The sequence below is a fragment of the Enterococcus sp. DIV0755b genome (assembly GCF_051713765.1).
GTDB lineage: Bacteria > Bacillota > Bacilli > Lactobacillales > Enterococcaceae > Enterococcus_C > Enterococcus_C canintestini.
Genome location: NZ_JBIOQN010000001.1, coordinates 790,557 through 811,386 on the forward strand (window position 1 = coordinate 790,557; position 20,830 = coordinate 811,386).

Below are 20,830 nucleotides of genomic sequence, written 5' to 3' on the forward strand. Positions count from 1 at the left end.
AAAGTAGCATATAATACTAGTTTTAAAACGAGAAGACAGAGGAAGTTTTGTTATACTGGAATTAAGCTGATAAAAAAGTATAGGCTACTGATACGAGGTGAAAAAGTGCGCATTACAAAAATCTATCCTTCTCATTTTATCGGAACAAAATTGACTTTTCAAAATAGTCAGCAGTGGCTGCCCTTTTTTAACAGTAATACCAAAGCTCAAAAGGTGATGTTAAAGGCAATTATTAGCCAACAAGTCTGGCAGATCAATGAAGAGGAGACGACGCTTTATCTAGCTGGGAAACTAGCAGCAGATAATTTTTTTGTACTGGAAAATTTTTTATATTACGATCTCAATATTCGTCAAAAACAAATGCTACAACTACTGGATAATTTTTGTCGCCAGCATTTCTTTTCAGGCTTGCGCTTTGAATTTAGCTCTCAAAATAAAACAACGGCACTTTGTGATTGGCTGTTAAACAATGCTTTTCAAAAGGCAGGAGACAGTTTTAGTCGCAGGTGTCACTATCACACCGCACTCGTATTGGGCGGCGGTGGTGCAAGGGGAGCTTATCAAATTGGCGTTTGGCAAGCTTTGCAAGAATTGAAGATTAACTTTTCAATCGTCACTGGCACTTCTGTCGGAGCCCTAAATGGTGGCCTTATTTTATTAAATGATCAAAAGGCTGCACGTAAGTTATGGGAAAATTTAAGTACCGATCAAGTATTGCAATTTCCCGCTGCTGCGGCAGATAATCACGCTTTGCGCTTATTGTTACGTCAAATTCGTTCTTTGACGATGACAGCTTTAAAAGAAAATGGGGCCAGTACTAAGCCACTCCAACAAATAATGACGCAGACATTTGATGGTGAAAAAATGTTGCAAAGTCCAGTGTCATTATACGTGTGCAGCACGCGGCTACCAGATTTTAGTGAAGAAATCTATCATTTTCAAAAAGAGGATTTAGCAACTGCCATTTCGTGGTTGAGTGCCTCGGCTTCTTTTTATCCGGCAATGAAAGCGACAGAAATTGCTGGGAAACTCTATATTGATGGTGGTTATCGCAACAATGTCCCTGTTGATGTGGCGGTAAAAAAGGGCGCTACTGAATGTATTGTAGTCGATGTCAAAGGTCCCGGATTGACCAAAAAATATCGTCTACCCAAAAATGTCGTGCAGCTACCTCTAAGCTCACCTTGGACATTGGGAAGTTTTTTGGTTTTTGATCCTGGGCGCTCGAAAACCAATTTACGCTTAGGATATTTGGAGACAATGAAGTATTTTAACCGCTATCTAGGTTTTTGGTATACTTTTATACCAGAAGAAACAGCAGACTTTAATATTTATTGGCGTAAATTTTGCCAGCAATTACGACAACAGCAACATCCTTTATGGCAATTAATTAAATCGCAGGCTTTTTGGCGCAAACTGCGCCATACTTATGGTAAAGAAGTGGCATTTGAAGTTGCAGGGCTGGCGCTGGTTGAATTAAGCGGTGTTTGGGCGGATATTTTGCCAACAGAAATCTTTACTAAAAAAGAGTTTATTACCCAAGTAAAAGAAGTTAGTCGCGGACACAAAGAAGAGCTGAATGCTACATTATCCGTAGCAGAGTGGTTAAACTTATACCGAAAACGTCTTTTCGCGTGGTCTGATGCGCGTCTTTTCTTTTCTTTTTTACAAGTTAGTCAATTATCTTTTACAGTGCCACAAATTTTATGGGAAAATTTTGCTGTGAGTCTTGTCGCAGCTGAGTTTAGTAAATTTTTGTGGCAAACAGAAACAAAGTGAAGCCAAAATAGCGTATTTATTTAAGTAAAAGACAATTGCATTATTTAGAAAAATAGCTGATTAAAAGCAACTAATTGGAGGTAAAAGCATGGCACAAGAATTTTCATATGAAATTTTAGAAGAAATAGCTGTTTTATCAGAAAATGACAAAGGGTGGCGCAAAGAACTGAATATTGTCAGTTGGAATGGTCGTCCGCCTAAGTTTGACTTAAGAGATTGGGGTCCAGATCATGAAAAAATGGGCAAAGGCATCACACTGAGTAACGAAGAATTTGCGGCATTACAAAAAGCCTTAAAAGAGATGGAGTAGGTGAGCAGATGAAGAGTATGACCGGTTTTGGTAAGGCAAGCGCTGAAAATAGTGATTATCAAGTGGAAGTCGAGATAAAAAGTGTGAATCATCGTTTTTTGGATTTACAAATTCGCAATCCAAAACAAATTAACGAGTTGGAAAATAAGATTCGACAAACTATAAAAAAAACGGTCCAAAGAGGACGCGTTGAAGTATTTGTGACCATTAATGAATTGGCTGATACCAATAAAGAGGTGGTAATCCACTGGCCGCTAGTAGACAAGCTAGTTACCGAATTAAAAAGAGAAGCTGTAGCCCGCTATGGTGAAACAGAGCTTGCTGTTGCGAATGTTTTAGAACAAATTGTCACTGTGCCAGATTATGTCGAAGTAAAACAAGAAAAAAGTGACACTAGTCAATTGGAAACTCTTGTGACAAAGGCAGTCAGTGAAGCGACGTTAGCTTTAAACAAAAGCAGAAGTCAAGAAGGTAGTGGGATTTTAGCGGTCTTAACAGAAAATGAACAGGCGCTTTTAGAACAATTGACACAATTAAAAAAATTCAATACGACTTTTGAGCAAACTTTTAAAGAACGTTTTGAACAAAAATTGCAAGACTACCTTGGGACGCAAGTAGATCAAGAACGTCTCCTGACTGAAATGGCGCTTTTGATTGAGCGGGGTGACATCAATGAGGAATTGGATCGTCTTTTCATTCATTTAAAAACATTTGCCAGTATTTTACAAAAAAATTCTGCGGTGGGACGGGAATTGGATTTTCTGATTCAGGAAATAAATCGTGAAATAAATACAATCGGTTCTAAAAGTAATGCGATTGAAATCAAGGAGTTTGTCGTCCAAATGAAGACAATCGTTGAAAAAATTCGTGAACAAGTGCAAAATGTAGAATAAAGTAGCACAAACTTGGTTGTTAGAAAGGATGGAGTAAAATGAAATATTACGATATTACGTTTCATGAAGTATCAGGACGGGCGGTAATTAAACGGGCGGTTCCTTCTGAAAAGGCACCTTTTGCCGCATGGGAAGATGCTTGTGTCAAAATTACAGCCGATCAATTATTTCTAATGGTCAATGAAACAAATGTCATTTTAGAACGAAAATTTATCACTAGAACAGATGTTGAAGAAGTAGCAGACCCAGTCGATACAAATCAAAAACGTAAAGATGAATTTACAACGATTGTTAATACATTATCTAATATGGGCTTTTAGCCACAGTTGAAGTTTATAAGACAATCTTTTTTTCTTCATTCAAAGGTAGCAATTTTAGACATTTGCATCTATAATAGAATCACTGTTAAATTTTAAGTTAAAATGTTGACCAGCAAACAAGAAGTGAAAGGACGTCAGTATGTCAGAGCGAGGCTTATTAATTGTATTATCAGGGCCTTCAGGTGTTGGTAAAGGGACTGTGCGTAAAGCGATTTTTGAAAGTGATGATAATGACTTTCAATATTCGATTTCGATGACCACCCGTCCAATGCGCGAAGGAGAAGTTGATGGGGTCGATTACTATTTTCGGACCAGAGAAGAATTTGAAGAACTAATCGAAGCTGGGCAGATGTTGGAGTATGCTGAATATGTCGGCAACTACTATGGTACGCCACTTTCTTATGTGGATAAAACATTAGATGAAGGCAAAGATGTCTTTCTTGAAATTGAGGTCCAAGGAGCCCGCCAAGTAAAAGAAAAAGTACCTGACGGCGTTTTTATTTTCCTAACACCGCCGGATTTGCAAGAACTAAAATCCCGTATTGTTGGTCGCGGAACAGATGCCGCTGAAATTATCGAAGAACGAATGAAAGTTGCCAGAGAAGAAATCGAGATGATGGCACTTTATGACTATGCGGTAGTGAATGATGAAGTTCCTCTTGCCGTGGAGCGCATCAAAGATATTATTGCAAGTGAACACTTCAGAGTCGATCGTGTGATCGGCAAATATATTAAAATGTTAAAGGAGATGTAGTTAAAATGATGCTACGCCCATCTATTGACTCATTGTTAGACCGAGTAAATTCAAAATATTCTTTAGTTATCTTATCCGCTAAACGGGCTCATGAATTAGATGCTGGTGCTAAACCAACATTAGATCAATTTGATTCTGTCAAAAATGTCGGTCGTGCGTTAGAAGAAATCGATGCTGAAACATTAATTAATGATCCGCATCCTGAAATCAAACGGGCACGTTTAAAAATGGAACAAGAAGAAAACAAAGCGGTTCAAAAACGTGAACAACAAGAACTAGAAGCGCGAATCAGAGAAGAACAAAACCTATAAAATAAAACTGATTTTAGCCAAAATCAGATTTTGAACCAGTTATAGTCAAGATGTGGCATGTTGTGATTTATCACAATGTGCCACATTTTTTGTCAGTTTCATTTTAGTTCAAAATAGATAATTTTAAAATTTCCTTTGTTTAACAGACAAAATTTCTTATTTTTAGTAGAATATAGCGAAGAAGGAGGGGGAAACATGTATCCTCTAGCAGAAGTTATTGTCGATGTGCCGACAATGCAAACCGATCAGCCATTTACCTACTTGATTCCGGAAAACTTGCAATCTTTGGTAAAAAAAGGGATGCGTGTTGAAGTCCCTTTTGGTAATGGTAATCGACATATCCAAGGGTTTGTAGTCGGTTTAAGTGAAACCACCACCCTAGACCCACGTTTAAAATCACTCATTCGCGTTTTAGATATTGCCCCTGTTTTAAACGAAGAATTACTCGCTTTAGCTGACTATATGAAAGAAACAACCTATGCTTTTAAAATTACCTGCCTGCAAACAATGCTCCCAAGTGTGATGAAAGCAGAATACAAAAAGACGATTTTATTGATGGATGAAAAAAGCGTAGCCGCAGACTATTTTCCAGCAAATGGTGAGCTTGATTATGATGAAGCGCAAAAAAATGGCGTGTTACCCCAATTAATGAAGTTACGCCAAGAAAAGTTAGTCGATATTCGTTATGAAGTTCATAATAAAAATCGGGTGAAAACTATCCGGATGGTCAACTCTTTAATGACTGAAGATAAAGTAGCGCAAATCCGCGATACTTTGCGCAAAGGAGCGTTACGCAAAGCGCAGTTGTTAGAAATTTTGGTCCAACAAAAAGAAGCCTTACCGGTAAAGTATTTTACTGAATTGGGCATTACCACCGCTCACTTGAATCAAGGGGCAAAAGATGGCTGGCTCGAACTTTTTGAAACGGAAACTTATCGCGATCCCTTTGCGGAACATGAATTTGAAACCACCACCAATTTTGTCTTAAATGAAGAACAAGCCGCAGCAGTTGCTAAAATTCTAGCAGCTTACCAACAACAAAAAGCCCAGACCTTTTTATTAGAAGGAATTACCGGTAGTGGTAAAACAGAAGTCTATTTACAAGCTATTCAGCAAGTTTTAACCGATAATAAAACCGCGATGATGTTAGTGCCTGAAATTGCCCTAACACCGCAAATGGTCGAACGGTTTAAAAGTCGCTTAGGTGATGCGGTAGCGGTTTTACATAGCGGTCTGTCAAAAGGAGAACGTTATGATGAATGGCGTAAAATCGAAAGAGGAGAAGCGCAAGTTGTGGTAGGTGCTCGCTCTGCGATTTTTGCCCCATTAGAAAATATCGGTTTAATTATTGTCGATGAAGAACACGAGGCGACTTATAAACAAGAAGAAGCCCCTCGTTATCACGCACGGGACTTAGCTATTTGGCGTAGTCGTTACCATCATTGCCCGATTGTTTTAGGTAGTGCAACGCCTTCTTTAGAGTCACGGGCGCGGGCGCAAAAAAACGTTTATACGCTTTTGCCGTTAAATCAACGTGCTAATCCCAACGCGCAGTTGCCAACAGTTGAAATTGTTGATTTAAAAGATGAATATAGCCAAGGAAATATGACTTCATTTTCTAAAAGCCTCCAAGAAAAAATGCGCGACCGCTTAGTAAAAGGCGAACAAATCGTCTTACTATTAAATCGGCGGGGCTACTCTTCTTTTATGATGTGTCGTCATTGTGGTTATGTATTGGATTGTCCTAATTGTGATATTTCATTGACTTTACACATGGATACCAAAACGATGCGTTGTCATTATTGTGGCCATGAAGAAAAGATTCCGCAAAAATGTCCAGAATGCGGGAGTAAAAAGATTAGTTATTATGGTACAGGTACCCAAAAAGTCGAGGCAGAATTAAAAGAATTATTACCAACGGCCCGTATTTTACGAATGGATGTTGATACGACTCGTAAAAAAGGGGCCCATGAAAAAATTCTAACGGCTTTTGGAGAAAAGAAAGCGGATATTTTATTGGGGACACAAATGATTGCGAAAGGACTGGATTTTCCTGACATTACCTTAGTAGGGGTCCTAAATGCTGATACAGCGCTAAATTTACCCGATTTTCGTTCCAGTGAGCGTACTTTTCAGTTGTTGACGCAAGTGAGTGGACGGGCTGGGCGCGGACAAAAAACAGGAGAAGTAGTTATTCAAACGTTTAATCCAGAACATTACGCGATTGCTTTAACCAAGTCCCAAGACTATGAACGTTTTTACCACCAAGAGATGAAAATGCGTCATGAGGCAGGTTATCCGCCATATTATTTCACCGTTAAATTAACAGTAAGTCATGAAACAGAAAGACAAGCAGCTCAAAAGAGTTTTCAATTAGCACGCCAGCTACAAACGACATTAAGCCCGACTGCTTTACTGCTAGGGCCTACACCAAGTGCAATCATGCGAATTAAAAATCGGTATTATTACCAAATTATTATTAAGTATAAACATGAACCGGCTTTAAAACCATTGCTAGCGCAAATTTTAACCGAAAGTCAAATTGATCAACGTAAAGGACTTTATGTGTCCATTGATAATGAACCTTTGAATTTTATTTAGTTGCCATTGCCAGTAGCTTGTTTTAAGTTAATTTTTTGGCTTCAAACACTACAAGAAAAGTTAGGAGTAAATATGCCTTATCCAATTTTATTAGACCCAGACCGCCGCTTACGTCAAGAAAATAAAGCAGTCTCAGAAATTACCGATGATTTGGTGATGATGTTAGACAAAATGCATGAAACCATGGTGGTGCATGATGGCATCGGTATCGCAGCCCCTCAAATAGGAAAAAATCTGCAAGTGGCGATTGTTGAATTAGAAGAAGCAGAACGCTTTGAAATGATTAATCCCAAAATTATTGCCCAAAAAGGCAGTACAATTGATGTTGAAGGGTGTTTGAGTATCCCACATGTCTATGGTACCGTCAAAAGAGCGGATTTGATTACAGTTCGGTTTTATGATCGGGAAGGTGACGAGTTGGAAGTAGAAGCAGATGGCTATCTTTCACGGGCGATTCAACATGAAATCGACCATTTACACGGCATCTTATTTACCGATAAAGTTATTGATTACATTAAAGAAGAAGACTTAGAAGCATATATGGAGGCGCATGAAGATGACTAAAATAGTTTTTATGGGAACACCTGCTTTTTCAGTTCCGATTTTAGAAGGATTATTAGAAGCCGGCTATCAGGTTCAAGCTGTAGTAACCCAACCAGATCGACCAGTCGGACGTAAACGCGTAATCACACCACCACCGGTAAAAGTTGCAGCTTTAAAACATGATTTATTAGTTTTACAACCAGAAAAAATTAGCGGCTCACCTGAAATGGCAAAAATTGCGGAACTTGCGCCAGATTTAATTGTGACAGCGGCGTTTGGTCAGTTTTTACCAGAAAAATTACTACAAATTCCGCGACTTGGGGCCATTAACGTCCACGCTTCATTATTACCAAAATATCGCGGTGGCGCTCCTGTTCATTATGCCATTATGAATGGCGAGGACAAAACAGGTGTTACGATTATGGAAATGATTAAAAAAATGGACGCCGGTGCTATATATAACCAAGCAGAAATTCCAATTACAAAAACGGATGATGTTGGTACCATGTTTGAAAAATTGAGCTTACTGGGAAAAGAGTTGCTATTAGATACTCTACCAGCATTAATTAATGGTGCGCTAGAAAAAACACCGCAAGATGAAGCCAAAGTGACTTTCTCACCCAATATTACTCGGGAACAAGAAGCGATTGATTGGCAAAAAACGGCTGTTCAAATTGATAATCAAGTGCGGGGCATGCGCCCGTGGCCGATTGCTTTTACAACGTATCGTGGTGTCCGTTTTAAAATTTGGGATGTGACCCCACTAGCTGAAACGACAGATGCAACACCTGGAACGATTATCAAAAAAGATAAACACGAGTTACTTGTTGCTTGTGGTCAACAGACTGTTTTAGCGCTTAAAGAATTACAACCTGCCGGAAAAGGCAAACAAGAAATTCAAGCCTTTTTAAATGGGGTAGGACAAAACGTAGTACAAGGAGAAAAATTAGGTGAGTAATAAAATACCCAAATCTATGAAAAAATCGGTCCGTTATGTTGCATTACACGCGCTAGAACGAGTGGAAAAAGGCGGCGCGTATTCCAATCTATTAATTAATGATGCTATTTTAAAAGGTCAGCTTTCTGATAAAGATGCTCGCCTTTTAACCGGTCTGGTGTACGGCACGATTTCTCGTCAGCTATTACTTGATTATTATTTGTCACCATTTTTAAAAGGGGCAAAAAAAGTTGATACGTGGGTCCGCTTGTTGTTACGCCTTTCTTTATTTCAACTGCTTTATTTGGATAAAGTACCCGCTCATGCAATTTTAAATGAAGCGACAGAAATCGCCAAAGTTAGAGGAAATATCGGAATTGGCAAATTCGTCAATGGCGTTTTGCGCAACGTACAACGAAAAGGTGTCCCAGCGGTTACAGAAATTGCGGATCCGCTGGAACGTTTGGCAACAGAAATTAGTATGCCTGTCTGGTTGACAGAAAAATTTGTGCAACAAATTGGTAGCGAACAAACTCTAAAACTTGGCTTGTCTCTTTTTGAAGTCAGTCATGTTTCAGCGCGGGTGGACTTGCAAAGTGTAACCCGCGAAGAGGCGATTGCGACTTTATCAGAAGATGGGATAGAAGCCGAAAAAAGTATCGTCTCACCTTTTGGGATTGTTGCAAAAAAAGGCTTTTTAGCTGGTAGCCAGCTTTTCCGTTATGGTGTATTAACAGTCCAAGACGAAAGTTCGATGTTAGTGGCACCAGCCTTGCAAGTTGAAAAAGGAATGAAAGTGTTAGATGCCTGTGCAGCTCCTGGTGGAAAAACAACCCACATTGCGACTTTTCTTGATGCAGCAGCCGGTGGGAAAGTCACCGCACTAGATATTCATCAACAAAAAGTCCAACTTATTAAAGAAAACGCTGCTCGTCTAAGAGTAGAAGATGTAGTCACTACGCAACAATTAGATGCAAGAGAAGCGCATGAGGAATTTGCGCCGGCTTCTTTTGATCGTATCTTAGTGGATGCTCCTTGTTCAGGTTTAGGATTAATGCGGCGCAAACCAGATATTAAGTATCAAAAACAAGCCAGTGATTTTACTCGTTTGCCGACGATTCAAAGAGAAATTCTCGACAGTGTGGCACAAACATTAAAACCTGGTGGCTTACTCATTTACAGTACGTGTACGATTTTAAAAGAAGAAAATCAAGATGTGGTAGAAAGCTTTTTACAAGATCATCCAGACTTTAAATTGGTGCCAGTGGTTGCAAATGAATTAATCACAAGTAAACTAGTAGATGAGATGTTGACATTATATCCACAGGACTTTATGACCGACGGCTTTTTTATTAGTTGTCTGAAAAAGGAAAAATGAGGTGGCAAAATGCAGATTAGTTTTCAAACGGATGTAGGCAAAAAGCGTAATAGCAATCAAGACTATGTCGCCGTTTTTAAAAATCAAGCTGCTATTACATTAGCAATTTTAGCCGATGGCATGGGCGGGCATCAAGCCGGTGACGTTGCAAGTAAAATGGCGGTAGAAGGCATTGGAGCAAAATGGCAAGAAACGGCAATTGATTCGCCAGAAAAAGCGTGTTCGTGGTTTGTTACAGCGATTCAAGCCGCTAATGATGCAGTTTATGAATTGGGACAAGAAAAACCAGAACTACAAGGTATGGGGACGACAATTGTGTGTGTTGCCGTTTTTGCTGAAGAATTTGCGTTAGCCCATGTAGGAGATAGTCGCATGTATTTGGTGCGAGACCATGAAATCACCCAGTTAACAGAAGATCACTCATTAGTAAATGAGTTGGTACGTTCAGGTGAAATTACCCAAGAGATGGCCGCGGTCCATCCTCGTCGCAACGTATTAACGCGTTCTGTTGGGATGCCTGGCTTAGTAGAAGTTGATATTGCCAGTCATTTTTATAAAGACGGTGATTATTTGTTGTTAGCTTCTGATGGTTTAACCAATATGTTAACTGATGATGTCATTAAATGGATTATCGATGAGCCGATTTCTTTAGATGAAAAAGTACAAAAGTTAATTTCTGGTGCCAATGATGCCGGTGGTGCGGACAATATTACAGTTTTACTAATTGAAATTGGAGGCACTGCCCATGATTGAAATTGGTAAAAAATTAAGCGGACGCTACTTGATTATTGGTAACATTGGTAGTGGCGGCATGGCTAATGTATTTTTAGCCCAAGATTTGATTTTGGATCGGGAAGTAGCGATTAAAATTTTACGTTTTGACTTTCAAAACGACCAAGATGCGATTCGCCGTTTTCAACGGGAAGCGTTAGCTTCAACAGAACTTGTTCATCCTAACATTGTTACCGTTTATGATGTCGGCGAAGAAGACGGCATGCAATATTTGGTGATGGAATATGTCAAAGGGATGGATTTAAAACAATACATTAAGAAAAATTATCCGATTCCGTATTTGACAGTAGTGGAAATTATGCAACAAATTTTAAGCGCAATTGCATTAGCCCACCAACACCGGATTATTCATCGTGATTTAAAACCGCAAAATATTTTGATTAATGAAGATGGTGTGGTGAAAATCGCTGACTTTGGGATTGCCATTGCCTTAACGGAAACTTCTATCACACAAACTAACACCATGTTAGGTTCCGTCCATTATCTTTCTCCAGAACAAGCAAGAGGAAGTATGGCGACTAATCAATCGGATATTTACGCGATTGGGATTATTTTATATGAAATGTTGACTGGACGCGTTCCATTTGATGGCGAGTCGGCAGTGACAATTGCTTTGAAACATTTCCAAGAAGAAATGCCTTCCATTCGCACTTTCGATCATAACTTACCTCAGTCTTTGGAAAATGTTGTTTTACATGCGACGGCCAAAAATCCAGCTGACCGCTATAAAACAGCAGATGAAATGCGTGAAGACCTAGCGACGGTGCTAGATCCGGAACGATTAAATGAACCGCGTTGGCAACCACATGTCATGGATGACGCCACCAAAGCGTTAACACCAATTCCAGAAGAGCTGATTACAAAAGTCGAAGAAAAAGAAGAAGTAGCTCCTGTAGAAGAAACAAAACCGGAAAAACCTAAAAAGAAAAAAAGAAAATGGTGGCTACTACCAATTTTTCTATTTTTATTATTATGTGGTGGATTAGCTTATGCTTTCTTTTCCGGTGGCAGAGGAGAAGTTACAGTGCCAGATGTCAGTGAAATGACAGTAGCGGCAGCAAAAGAAAAGCTGCAACAAGTCGGACTAAAACCTGGCAAGGTAGAAAAAATTCCGAGTGAAACTGTTGAAGCCGATCGGGTGGTAAAAACAGATCCTGCCATTGGTAATGTGGTCAAAGAAAACAGTGAAATCACGATTTATGAAAGTATCGGCAAAGAAAAGATTGAAATGAAAGATGTCACAGATGAAACTTACGACGATGCCTTAAGAGCGTTAAAAAATCTTGGTTTCCAAGAAAGTAACATCAGTCGCAAAGAGGAATATAGTGATGATGTTGCAGAAGGAAAAATCATTTCCCAAGATCCAGCAGAAGGAGAAAAAGTTTCCCCTGAATCACAAAAAGTCGTCTTAACGGTTAGTCGTGGTGTCGAACCGGTTAATATGGTGAATTATAGCGGCTATACGTATAACGAGGCTGTCAATGATTTAATGGAAAAAGGAATCAAAGAAAGCCAGATTAAAAAAGAAGAGACATATAGTGACACTACGCCGGAAAATCAAATTATTGCCCAAACACCAAAAGAAGGTGCAGAAGCAATTCCTGATAAAACGCAAATTACGTTGACGGTTAGCCTAGGAACTGACAAAATTACTTTGCCAGATTTAGCTGGAAAATCAGACATTGATGCCAAAAACACATTAAAAGATTACGGCTTGGAGTATGAAGCCGCAGAAGAATTTTCTGATAGTGTGGCAAAAGATCAAGTCATTCGCACAGAACCTGGGGCTGGTCAAACAGTTAAAATCGGTAATACAGTCAAAGTTATTCTTTCAAAGGGTCCAGATAAAAGCGCGATGAGCCACAAACTTTTAAAGTTAATTTAACGGCCAATTACACCGGTTCGGACTCTGAAAACCAACAAGTGAAAGTTTATTTAACCGATGAAAATGGTACGAAAAAAGAAGTTGCCAACTTTACCTTAGCACCGAATGATACCCACAAAGAAGCAATTGATGTGACGGTTAAAAAAGGCGAAAGTGCTACTTTTTATTTCCAACGAGATGACGGCAACGAAAATAGCCTAGCAGTTGATAAAGCTGGAGATATCGAGGTTCCGTAATAAAATAAAAAAGCCAAAGAAAATTCTAATGAATTTTTCTTTGGCTTTTTTATATGGCTAAATAATGGAAAAATTTAGTGAAAGAAGCTTAATTTTAAAGATAGTCTGATCAATTCTTTTTGAACGTTTAAAAAAGAAAAGATGGAAATAGACGTTAGCTGAAAATATGCTATACTTTAAATGAGGATATTTTAATTTTAGGGGGTGGAAAGATGAAAGGTCGGGAAAATTTATTTTTACTGGGAATTGCGCTTTTATTTGCTCTGCTAGGCTTTATGAAACCTGCCTATGCGACAGAAGAAGTGACGTTGTATTTGCATAAGCGCGTTTTTCCCGATATAACCACTAAAATACCATATGATTTAACCATCCCTGAAGAAAAAAAGACATTTATCAGCCAGACATTGCCGCAAAATGGTGCCAATTTTGTGGTGTATGATTTACATCAACCCGTTAATGAAGATGAGAAAGTAAAAGAAATTGACTTATCTGATTGGCAAGATGCGACACGCCGAGATGTTTTTGAAGCTGCAAAAAAGTATAAAGTTGTGGCTAAGGGACAAACCACCTACAATAAAAAATTAAAGATGGATGGTGTAGCTGAAATTCAGCTTTCCCAAGAAGGTCAACAAACTAAACCGCTCTATTTGATTTTAGAAGTGAAGGCCAAAGCGGGTTCTGAAATTAACGGAGTTGAAGAACAAAGTGCCGCCCCAAAAGTTTTTGATCCTAAAACAAATAAAAGTACGACTGTTGAGTTGTTTCTTGAAACGGTAAACTATTCGCGCCACCCTTATTTTTTCAATTACGGAAAAATGCGGGATGGAAAAAGCGAGATGCCACTGGCTGGGGTAGAATATATCTTATATAAATTAAATGCTGAAAATGAACGTTTATATTTAGAAAAAAATGAGTTGGCTGACACTTGGTACTCGTGGTCTTTTGCAACTGAAGCAAAAACCGATACGCGTTTGGAACGTTTTAGCTCCAATGAAGCGGGACTTATCACCACTAATCATCGTGACTTGCCACCGGGAACATATTATTTTGAAGAAGTAAAAACAGTACCAGGATTTGATTATGACGGAAATATTCAAGATATTGAAGTGGTGATACCGCCATCTTGGACCGATAAAGAGGGCAATTTTTTACCCGCCACTGTGAATGGCGAAGGAATTTGTGAAATGCGGGATGGAAAAGTCCCTGAAATTGTTTTACAAAGAGCGAGTCCAAAGATTTTTCATTTACAGCGGGCCCGTAATCGCGTTAAAAAAATTAGTTTAAGTAATCTTGCGACTGTAACCAAACAACTTCCCCAAAAGGCGCGTGAGGGCGAGTTAAATTTTGAAATTGGACTTATTTTTCTTTTTTTAATTATCGTTAGTCTATTTGTTATAAAACAAATCAAAAAAAGAAAACGAAAATTGCAATAAAAAAGTGCCAGAAGCTAGTTTGTCGGCTAGTTTCTGGCACTTTTTAGTTATAAGTTTAATCTTCAGATAAAGATTTTTCATTTTCGACCTCTAATAAATTAGTCTGTGCCAAAATGCTGTCGTGATTGCGAGAAGTTCTGATTACCTTTTGCCGATAAGCTTGCCATAAGGCAGCAAAAAGTTCTTTTTCATAATTACTATTTTCCACCAATTCCACGATAAAAGCAGGTTTTTCCAAATTATCAGGCAGTAATTCTTTAAAAGTACTAATGAAAAAGTCGATATTGCCATCATCAAAATTAGTAAAAAAGAGTTGGACAAAACCAAATTGTTTTAGTACTTCTTTGACAGTTTGCATGATGAAGTAATCAGGAATGTTTAAAATTCCCACGTTTAACATTTGATGATCATAACAGTTTTTAAAGGTTGGTAAAATATTGTACGTGATATCTTCCACCAAATCGTCACAACAAGGAGTCAACCAGGAGAAATTTTTCCGGCGACAAATCCGTCGGAAAAATTCATTATTGCGCTTTAATAGTTCTTGATAGGCCTCGTGTTCATGCTCGTGTTCGTGGCGGGTAATATCCATAATCAAAGGTGAATCCCCTTGGTGAATAACGTAGTTGGTTAAGGTGACAAATAAATTGATATGTAAAAGAAATGACTCTTCATAATCTGGATGAGTTTTGGGAACGAGTTCGGAGAAAAAGAAGAGTTCATATTCTTCTATTAAATCAATTAAACTGCTGCCACGCTCTTTTAGTTCCTCGTAATAATTGTTCAGCTCTTTAATCCGAAAATCATCGACATTAATATAAAAAGGTGTGAAGTACAGCATATAAGAAATAAAACGCCCCTGTATATAGGCTTGTGTAGCGTCTGGAATAAACTTTTCACAATAAGTGGTCAGCGCTGGTAGAAACTCGCTAAAAGGCAATGTTTTAAATTGCGGTAATTCTAAGGGATAGTTTTGTTCAGCGCGTAAGCGGTTAACAGCCAAGCGTAAGAATATTTCCCGCGGATGCATAAAGTCGGCCTGATCAAAATGTAAGGTGCGCATGATTTCCCGCTCTTCTTTAAAATCAAATTGGCTAAGATGAATGTCGCGTCCTAAATTTCCAGCCCATAAGTAAGTCGTGTAAAACATGCGAATCATCGCTTCGTTACCAGTTATTTTCATCTTTGAAGCGAGTAACCGAATTTTAAACGAATCCAGATATTTTTTTAAAGGTCGCAATTTACGTAAAATGGTAGACTGACTTAAATAAAAATCATCGCAAAATTCTTCAAAGGTGACTTCAGGTTTAGTCAAAGAATACAAAATAAAATTATAAGGAATCGAGGTGCGAACAAGATACTGTATGTATTCATTATGGTGATAGTCTTTAGGCTCCCAGGCAATTTTTCCATTGGTGGTTAAAAAAGGTTTTTTAGCTAAATCTAATAAATTGTTATGTATTTCTTGGGTCAAAGTACTGAGCGTTGTGTAAGATAAATTCAATTCCGAACACAAATAGTTGATTGAGTAGGTTCCCGCTTCTTTATCTGAAAAAAATTCCATTACACTAATTTTTTGACGCGCAGAATCTTCCAAAATTAACGGACTTAATAACATTATTTCACCTCCCAAATTTTTCTCATCCATATTTTATCATGAAATTATTAAAAATAAAACAGTATAACTTAATTTATACTCATCTGCATTTTTACATAAAATGTTTATATATCAATATTTATAGTTTGGTGGCGGAAAATTTATCTAAAAAAACAAAATTTTAAATTAGAAAAAGATGAAACTGTACGTTGGTTAATTGAGAGAATTAAAAGACAATCTGTGGGATAATAAAAAATGAATGTTATTTTTTATAAAGGTACAAAATATAATGAGGAAGTTGAAGCAAATTAGAGTATCTAATCGTTTGTTTTTCTTTTAAAACTAAAAAATATAGCGATAAATTGATAATTTTTTCGCTATAAAGCATTTTGAAAATTATGTTTTTTGACGAATTCTAATGGAAAATATTATTTTAAAAACTGTTATTTTACTGTTTTTGGTAGTTTTTATAGTGAGAAAGACATTTTTTTATCTGTAATATTATATTTTGATTAAAAGATAAGTTTTTGATAAAATTAAACTAGTGAAGAAGTGTACTTTTTGAAAATGGCTTTTACAAAAGAGTTTGTTTGGCAGAAAGGAACAGGCTAATGAAAAAGGAAAAAATTTTATCACTCGTTGCCATCACATTGCTATTGGTACCTTACCTGTTGCTTTTAACAGGAGTAAACGCCAAAGCAGATGAAATTTATCATTACCAGGATAAACGTTTTATTGCCACCGAAGAAGTGGATATTTCATATAATTATATTGTGAATCAAAAAGAAAACAGTATTTATTGGCAGATCGACTTTACTAAAAATGTGAATACAGATCCAACAAAACTGGGCATTGAAGTCGTAGATATTGACGACAATCTAGTGGCTGCTACCAATACCAAATTTCCTGAAAGTAAATTCAATCGAACAACTAATAGTTCAGCAGAAATTGGCGTAATGGAAAAGAAAGCCAATAAAGTTACTGAAAAAACAACGTATCAACTTGTTTTCCGTACGCAAATTCGAACAGCAGAACCGACGTATCGACTGGGTATCCGTTTATTAGGTTATCACGTTCAAGCAGAGACGGGACAATTACAAGAAATAAATTTCCATAGTGTCGGCAAAGTGTTAGAAATGACGGCAGCGCCAGTTGAAAAAATTGCCATTGTGGCGTTAGAGCCATTACTAGAAAAAAATGCAGCTGTAACCCCCATTAGTGCGAGCCAGTTAAAAGTTTTAGAGCAAGGAAATTGGCAAGATTATAAAGCGACTAAATCACAAGTAGTAGTGGATGCAGGTACTCAGTTGCGTTTAGAACAATCACTTGATATGAAAAAATTTACTGACCACAAAGCTGTAGCACAAGCGATTGGAAAAGCAGAAAATCAATCAGCTCAAAATGGTAAAGCTACGCAGTTGAGTTACACTTTTCAGTTTGGGATTGATAAACGGTTTAAGCTGCCTGAAAAATCAAATTTAATTCAGCCAATCCGTTTAGAAAATAAAGATATTAATTATGGCTATTATAAAATCATTCCGGCAAAAACAGGTGAAGCGGAACATACTTGGGAAGTGACGTTAAATCAGAACGCTTTTTCGACTGGAAATTTAATTTTACCTCTTGTTTTAGAGATGACTATTGATTTAGAAGATGATAGTGGTAGTGAAAATTTATTATTAGCAAAAGACGGTTCCTATCAAAGACATCAACAGATTCAAACGACGCAGTTAAGTTTTAAAATTGAAGAAACAACGCCATTAAATCAAGCTTTTGTCTATGATGAAGAATTAGGGGGCGTTCCAATTATTTGGGAGACGACAATTACCCCTAAAATGGTTGACGGTCACTACGCTAAGATTAGCGACTTGTCTTTGACAAGTGAAGATATTACCCCGCCTTATCAAGAGGATGAAACTAGTAGTGCTGATGGCTTTGATTTTTTCTTTATGAATCAAAAATTACAAAAGCGCTTAAAAGATAAGCAACTGCCATTATTTCAAATTACAGCTTATGATGAAAAAGGACGAGAAGTTGAGGTACCGCAGTATGAGTTGATAAATGAGGAAGAAAAACAAAATCGTTCACAACTCCAATTTTTACAAACTGTGGCTGAAAAATTAGTCATCCAGACGACAACTCTCACAAGAGTGATGCATCCAGTTCATAATGTGAGTAATCGCGTAACCGGTAGTTCAAAAAATGCTGGGAGCGCCAGCAGTGAAAAAAGTTTGACGGTTCCAGAACACCGTTTACATTTAGTTAATGATAGTCAGGTAGAAGACCTTTTTTCTTGGCGGGCAACCTATTACCGCAACGCCCAAAATAATAAGACGATCACCACAACGGGCACCCCAGGAGTTGAGACGATTACACTGACTGTAAATAGCGGTAAATTAAATAGCGATTCGATTAAAATTTTTGATGAAAATGGCATTAAGGGGCGCAAATTAGATGAACGTCTTTATTCAGTTAGTAAAGTTGACGACAAAACAGTTACAATAGAATTCTTTGACTTTGTTAAAAATAGTCCTAAGACTAAGTTGACTGATGGTCGCTATTATATTTGTTATGAATCTTCTGAGACAACAAAACAAAAAGTGCTGGCAAAAGCCGTAAGTGATCAAGGACTAACTAGTAGTGTAGTGTGTGAAAAACAAATGGAAATTGACGTAAATCCCCTTCAATTTAACAGTTGGGAACATACGATGCTGTGGCAAATAGACGCGCAAGTGATCAATGCCGCAGGTGCCATTGATTTTTCCCTCACACCAGATCATAAGGGACAGAGTTTTTACTTTAATAAAGGGGAGGTTCCCCAGACGTATAACGCTACTGACAATGAACAAATGGCTGCTAATAAAGGCATAGTTATTGTCGCTACCAATGCTGCGGGGAAAAATCGTTATTTAAAAGACGATGAATATAGTTTACGTTTTGATAACATTCGAGGGCTTGTCGCCACCAACGCAGCTTGGCAGGGTAAAAAACCTGGTATCTGTATTACTATTCCTGAAAAAACGAAAATGGGAATTAAAAAAATTACTATTTATGTACAAACAGCAACCGGAGGCGTTACAGACATTAAAGCGATGTCTGCAAGTCGAAATAATTTTTACTTAAACGCGACTTTAACCCAAGATCAGCACAATGTTTCCAACACCGGGGCTTATACTATTGGTGATGCCAATTTTGTCCAAAATGTAGCGAGTCAGGCGGATTACAATGAGAGTCGCAATCAAATTGACTGGCAATATTACGGCAATACCAGGCGGTATAACTTGAAAAAAGGTCAAAGTTTCACAATTGAATTGGATCAGACCAAAACCTCGATGTCATCTCCTAAGGACTATCATTACTTTACTGAAAAAGATTTAAAACAAATTCGCATCTACCAATTGCAGCCAGATGAAAATAGTAAAGCCAAAGGGATTTACGCCAATACAAAGAAAACACTCTTAGATAAATCACAGTATCATCTGAACAAAAAATCAGTCTCAAGCCAAAATAATGGGTTATATAAAGAAGTAGAGGTTGTTTTGGATGAGGCAATCGGCTGTTTTGGTATTGGTATCGAGGTTTCTTCCACATTTGATCGCAGTGGGGAAATAGAACAAGAAAATAATGGTAGTTATAGCTTTCTTTCCGATTTTTCATTTCGCTATGATGGACAGATTTTTCAAAAAAGTGAAGCGGAGTATGTATTAGATCGCAGTCAGCTTTTTTGTAAAGAAGGATTTTATAATCTTAAAGACAGTACAGTGACATGGGACCTATTGGTTAATCCTCAAGGACGTACTTTAGAACAGCTGGTGATTGAAAGTGCTGCAACAGAAAATCAAACTGTTGATTTAACGAGTGTTGAGGTCTTTCATCCAACGATTGTGGCTGGAGAATATTTTCCGGGAGAAAAATTAAAAAATAATCGGCGTCGATATGATGTGAAACTCAATGCGCAACCAGATTATCAAAATGGGTTTCAAGTTGTTTTCAATCGCAAGGTCGACTATCCGCTATATATTCGCTATAAAACTAAAGTAAAAGGAGAAAGTGCTACGGCTACTAGTAAGACGCGGGTAAGTGCCAATGAACAAAAAACATTAGAAGTTACCCAAAAAATAGCAGTAGATAATCATTCTGCAAGTCAAAAACAAAATTATACTTTAAACATTGTTAATTTAGTTAAAGGCCCGACTACACCAATTAGAAATTCTCAATTTCGTTTGGAAAAAAACAACGGCAGGGGTTGGGAGACGATAACCTCTGCAATTAAAACCAATGAGCACGGCCTGGCCAATGTCAAAGACTTAGCGGCAGGGAAATATCGCTTGGTGGCAACAAGAATTGATGGCTTTCATTTAAATAAAGAGCCGATTAATTTTGAAGTCCCATTTGATAACGAGGGAATTAGGCCTATTCACACCGATGATTTTTTAGTGACAGGTACAAATGATGAAATCGCAATTACTGTTTATAATGAAGTAAAACCGTTTGATTTGACGATAATTTATAAAGATAACGAAGGCAATACATTAACCGGTGGGCGGGTGCATTTTGCAAGTCAAGATGGCACAATTAACTATAACTTACCAGGGATTACGGCACCTGAAGCTGCCCGTTTTGAAGTGAAAGATTTACCAATTGGCACATATCAGCTACAGGAACTGCAAGCTCCTAAAGATTATCAGGAAATGATTAGTAAGGTTACACTGGCAATTTTTAATACGGGTAGTGTTTCTATTGGTGGTGACAACACAAACTTAGACTATTTAGGCGGTTTTGTGAATGGGGATGAACGCTCTTTTGTAAAGTTGGCTGAAGAAAGTCAAAATAATCAAATTATGATTGAAATTTTAAATCATCCGATTGCTGCCACCAAAGCCCAAAATCAAAAAAATCGCCAGATGTTCTCAGTGGGAATTGCAACTATTTTTGCGATTCGGAATATTACAAATGTTTATTATGTTTGTGGCACTACGCCTATTCGCATTGTAGATAAGAAGAAAGTAGATAAGAAGAATTAGCCTCGAACAACATGACAAGGTTTGATTAAAAAGGCTT

The 20,830-nt window shown here is 37.7% G+C and carries 16 protein-coding genes; 15 read left to right on the forward strand and 1 reads right to left on the reverse strand.

Going from position 1 to position 20,830, the window contains the following annotated elements; translation table 11 throughout:
- Nucleotides 1–105: 105 nt before the first annotated feature.
- The 14 genes from IGI65_RS03785 to IGI65_RS03850 all read left to right on the forward strand — a co-directional run bounded on the left by IGI65_RS03785 (nt 106) and on the right by IGI65_RS03850 (nt 14,172).
- Nucleotides 106–1,779, forward strand: a complete 1,674-nt coding sequence (locus IGI65_RS03785; RefSeq protein WP_438773281.1) for a patatin-like phospholipase family protein — start codon at nt 106–108, stop codon at nt 1,777–1,779.
- 88 nt (nt 1,780–1,867) lie between these two features.
- Nucleotides 1,868–2,089, forward strand: a complete 222-nt coding sequence (locus tag IGI65_RS03790; RefSeq protein WP_412256778.1) for a YdbC family protein — start codon at nt 1,868–1,870, stop codon at nt 2,087–2,089.
- An 8-nt stretch (nt 2,090–2,097) separates the two neighbouring features.
- A complete protein-coding gene (locus IGI65_RS03795; protein ID WP_438773282.1) occupies nt 2,098–2,982 on the forward strand; it encodes a YicC/YloC family endoribonuclease in 885 nt (294 codons plus the stop codon).
- Between the two features lie 38 nt (nt 2,983–3,020).
- Nucleotides 3,021–3,302: a hypothetical protein gene (locus IGI65_RS03800; protein ID WP_071865197.1), complete on the forward strand. Its 282-nt coding sequence runs from the start codon at nt 3,021–3,023 to the stop codon at nt 3,300–3,302.
- 139 nt (nt 3,303–3,441) lie between these two features.
- Nucleotides 3,442–4,056 (forward strand): guanylate kinase, encoded by a 615-nt coding sequence (gmk, locus tag IGI65_RS03805; protein WP_071865196.1) that lies wholly within the window; start codon nt 3,442–3,444, stop codon nt 4,054–4,056.
- A 5-nt stretch (nt 4,057–4,061) separates the two neighbouring features.
- Entirely contained in the window at nt 4,062–4,367 is a 306-nt protein-coding gene (rpoZ, locus tag IGI65_RS03810; RefSeq protein WP_071865195.1) for a DNA-directed RNA polymerase subunit omega, read from the forward strand.
- Between the two features lie 195 nt (nt 4,368–4,562).
- The gene (priA, locus tag IGI65_RS03815; protein WP_438773283.1) at nt 4,563–6,968 is read left to right on the forward strand and encodes a primosomal protein N'; all 2,406 of its coding nucleotides are present in this window, start codon (nt 4,563–4,565) and stop codon (nt 6,966–6,968) included.
- Between the two features lie 72 nt (nt 6,969–7,040).
- Entirely contained in the window at nt 7,041–7,532 is a 492-nt protein-coding gene (gene def / locus IGI65_RS03820; protein ID WP_071865193.1) for a peptide deformylase, read from the forward strand.
- Nucleotides 7,525–8,469, forward strand: coding sequence for a methionyl-tRNA formyltransferase (fmt, locus tag IGI65_RS03825; RefSeq protein ID WP_438773284.1), 945 nt, complete (start codon nt 7,525–7,527; stop codon nt 8,467–8,469). The genes def and fmt overlap by 8 nt, the downstream gene beginning before the upstream one ends.
- Nucleotides 8,462–9,826 carry a 16S rRNA (cytosine(967)-C(5))-methyltransferase RsmB gene (rsmB, locus tag IGI65_RS03830; protein WP_412256786.1) on the forward strand — a complete coding sequence of 455 codons (1,365 nt, stop codon included), beginning with the start codon at nt 8,462–8,464 and terminating at the stop codon, nt 9,824–9,826. The genes fmt and rsmB overlap by 8 nt, the downstream gene beginning before the upstream one ends.
- 9 nt (nt 9,827–9,835) lie before the next feature.
- A complete protein-coding gene (locus tag IGI65_RS03835; protein ID WP_071865191.1) occupies nt 9,836–10,579 on the forward strand; it encodes a Stp1/IreP family PP2C-type Ser/Thr phosphatase in 744 nt (247 codons plus the stop codon).
- Nucleotides 10,572–12,503: a Stk1 family PASTA domain-containing Ser/Thr kinase gene (gene pknB, locus IGI65_RS03840; protein ID WP_438773285.1), complete on the forward strand. Its 1,932-nt coding sequence runs from the start codon at nt 10,572–10,574 to the stop codon at nt 12,501–12,503. Before IGI65_RS03835 ends, pknB begins: the two co-directional genes overlap by 8 nt.
- 38 nt (nt 12,504–12,541) lie before the next feature.
- Entirely contained in the window at nt 12,542–12,739 is a 198-nt protein-coding gene (locus IGI65_RS03845; RefSeq protein ID WP_438773286.1) for a hypothetical protein, read from the forward strand.
- 212 nt (nt 12,740–12,951) lie between these two features.
- The gene (locus IGI65_RS03850) at nt 12,952–14,172 is read left to right on the forward strand and encodes a pilin N-terminal domain-containing protein (RefSeq protein ID WP_438773287.1); all 1,221 of its coding nucleotides are present in this window, start codon (nt 12,952–12,954) and stop codon (nt 14,170–14,172) included.
- A gap of 55 nt (nt 14,173–14,227) precedes the next feature.
- Here IGI65_RS03850 and IGI65_RS03855 read toward each other — a convergent pair whose 3' ends face one another.
- Nucleotides 14,228–15,790 (reverse strand): helix-turn-helix domain-containing protein, encoded by a 1,563-nt coding sequence (locus IGI65_RS03855; RefSeq protein ID WP_438773288.1) that lies wholly within the window; start codon nt 15,788–15,790, stop codon nt 14,228–14,230.
- 590 nt (nt 15,791–16,380) lie between these two features.
- On the opposite strand from IGI65_RS03855, the gene IGI65_RS03860 reads away from it, so the two are divergent.
- A complete protein-coding gene (locus IGI65_RS03860) occupies nt 16,381–20,793 on the forward strand; it encodes a SpaA isopeptide-forming pilin-related protein (protein WP_438773289.1) in 4,413 nt (1,470 codons plus the stop codon).
- Nucleotides 20,794–20,830 lie beyond the last annotated feature (37 nt).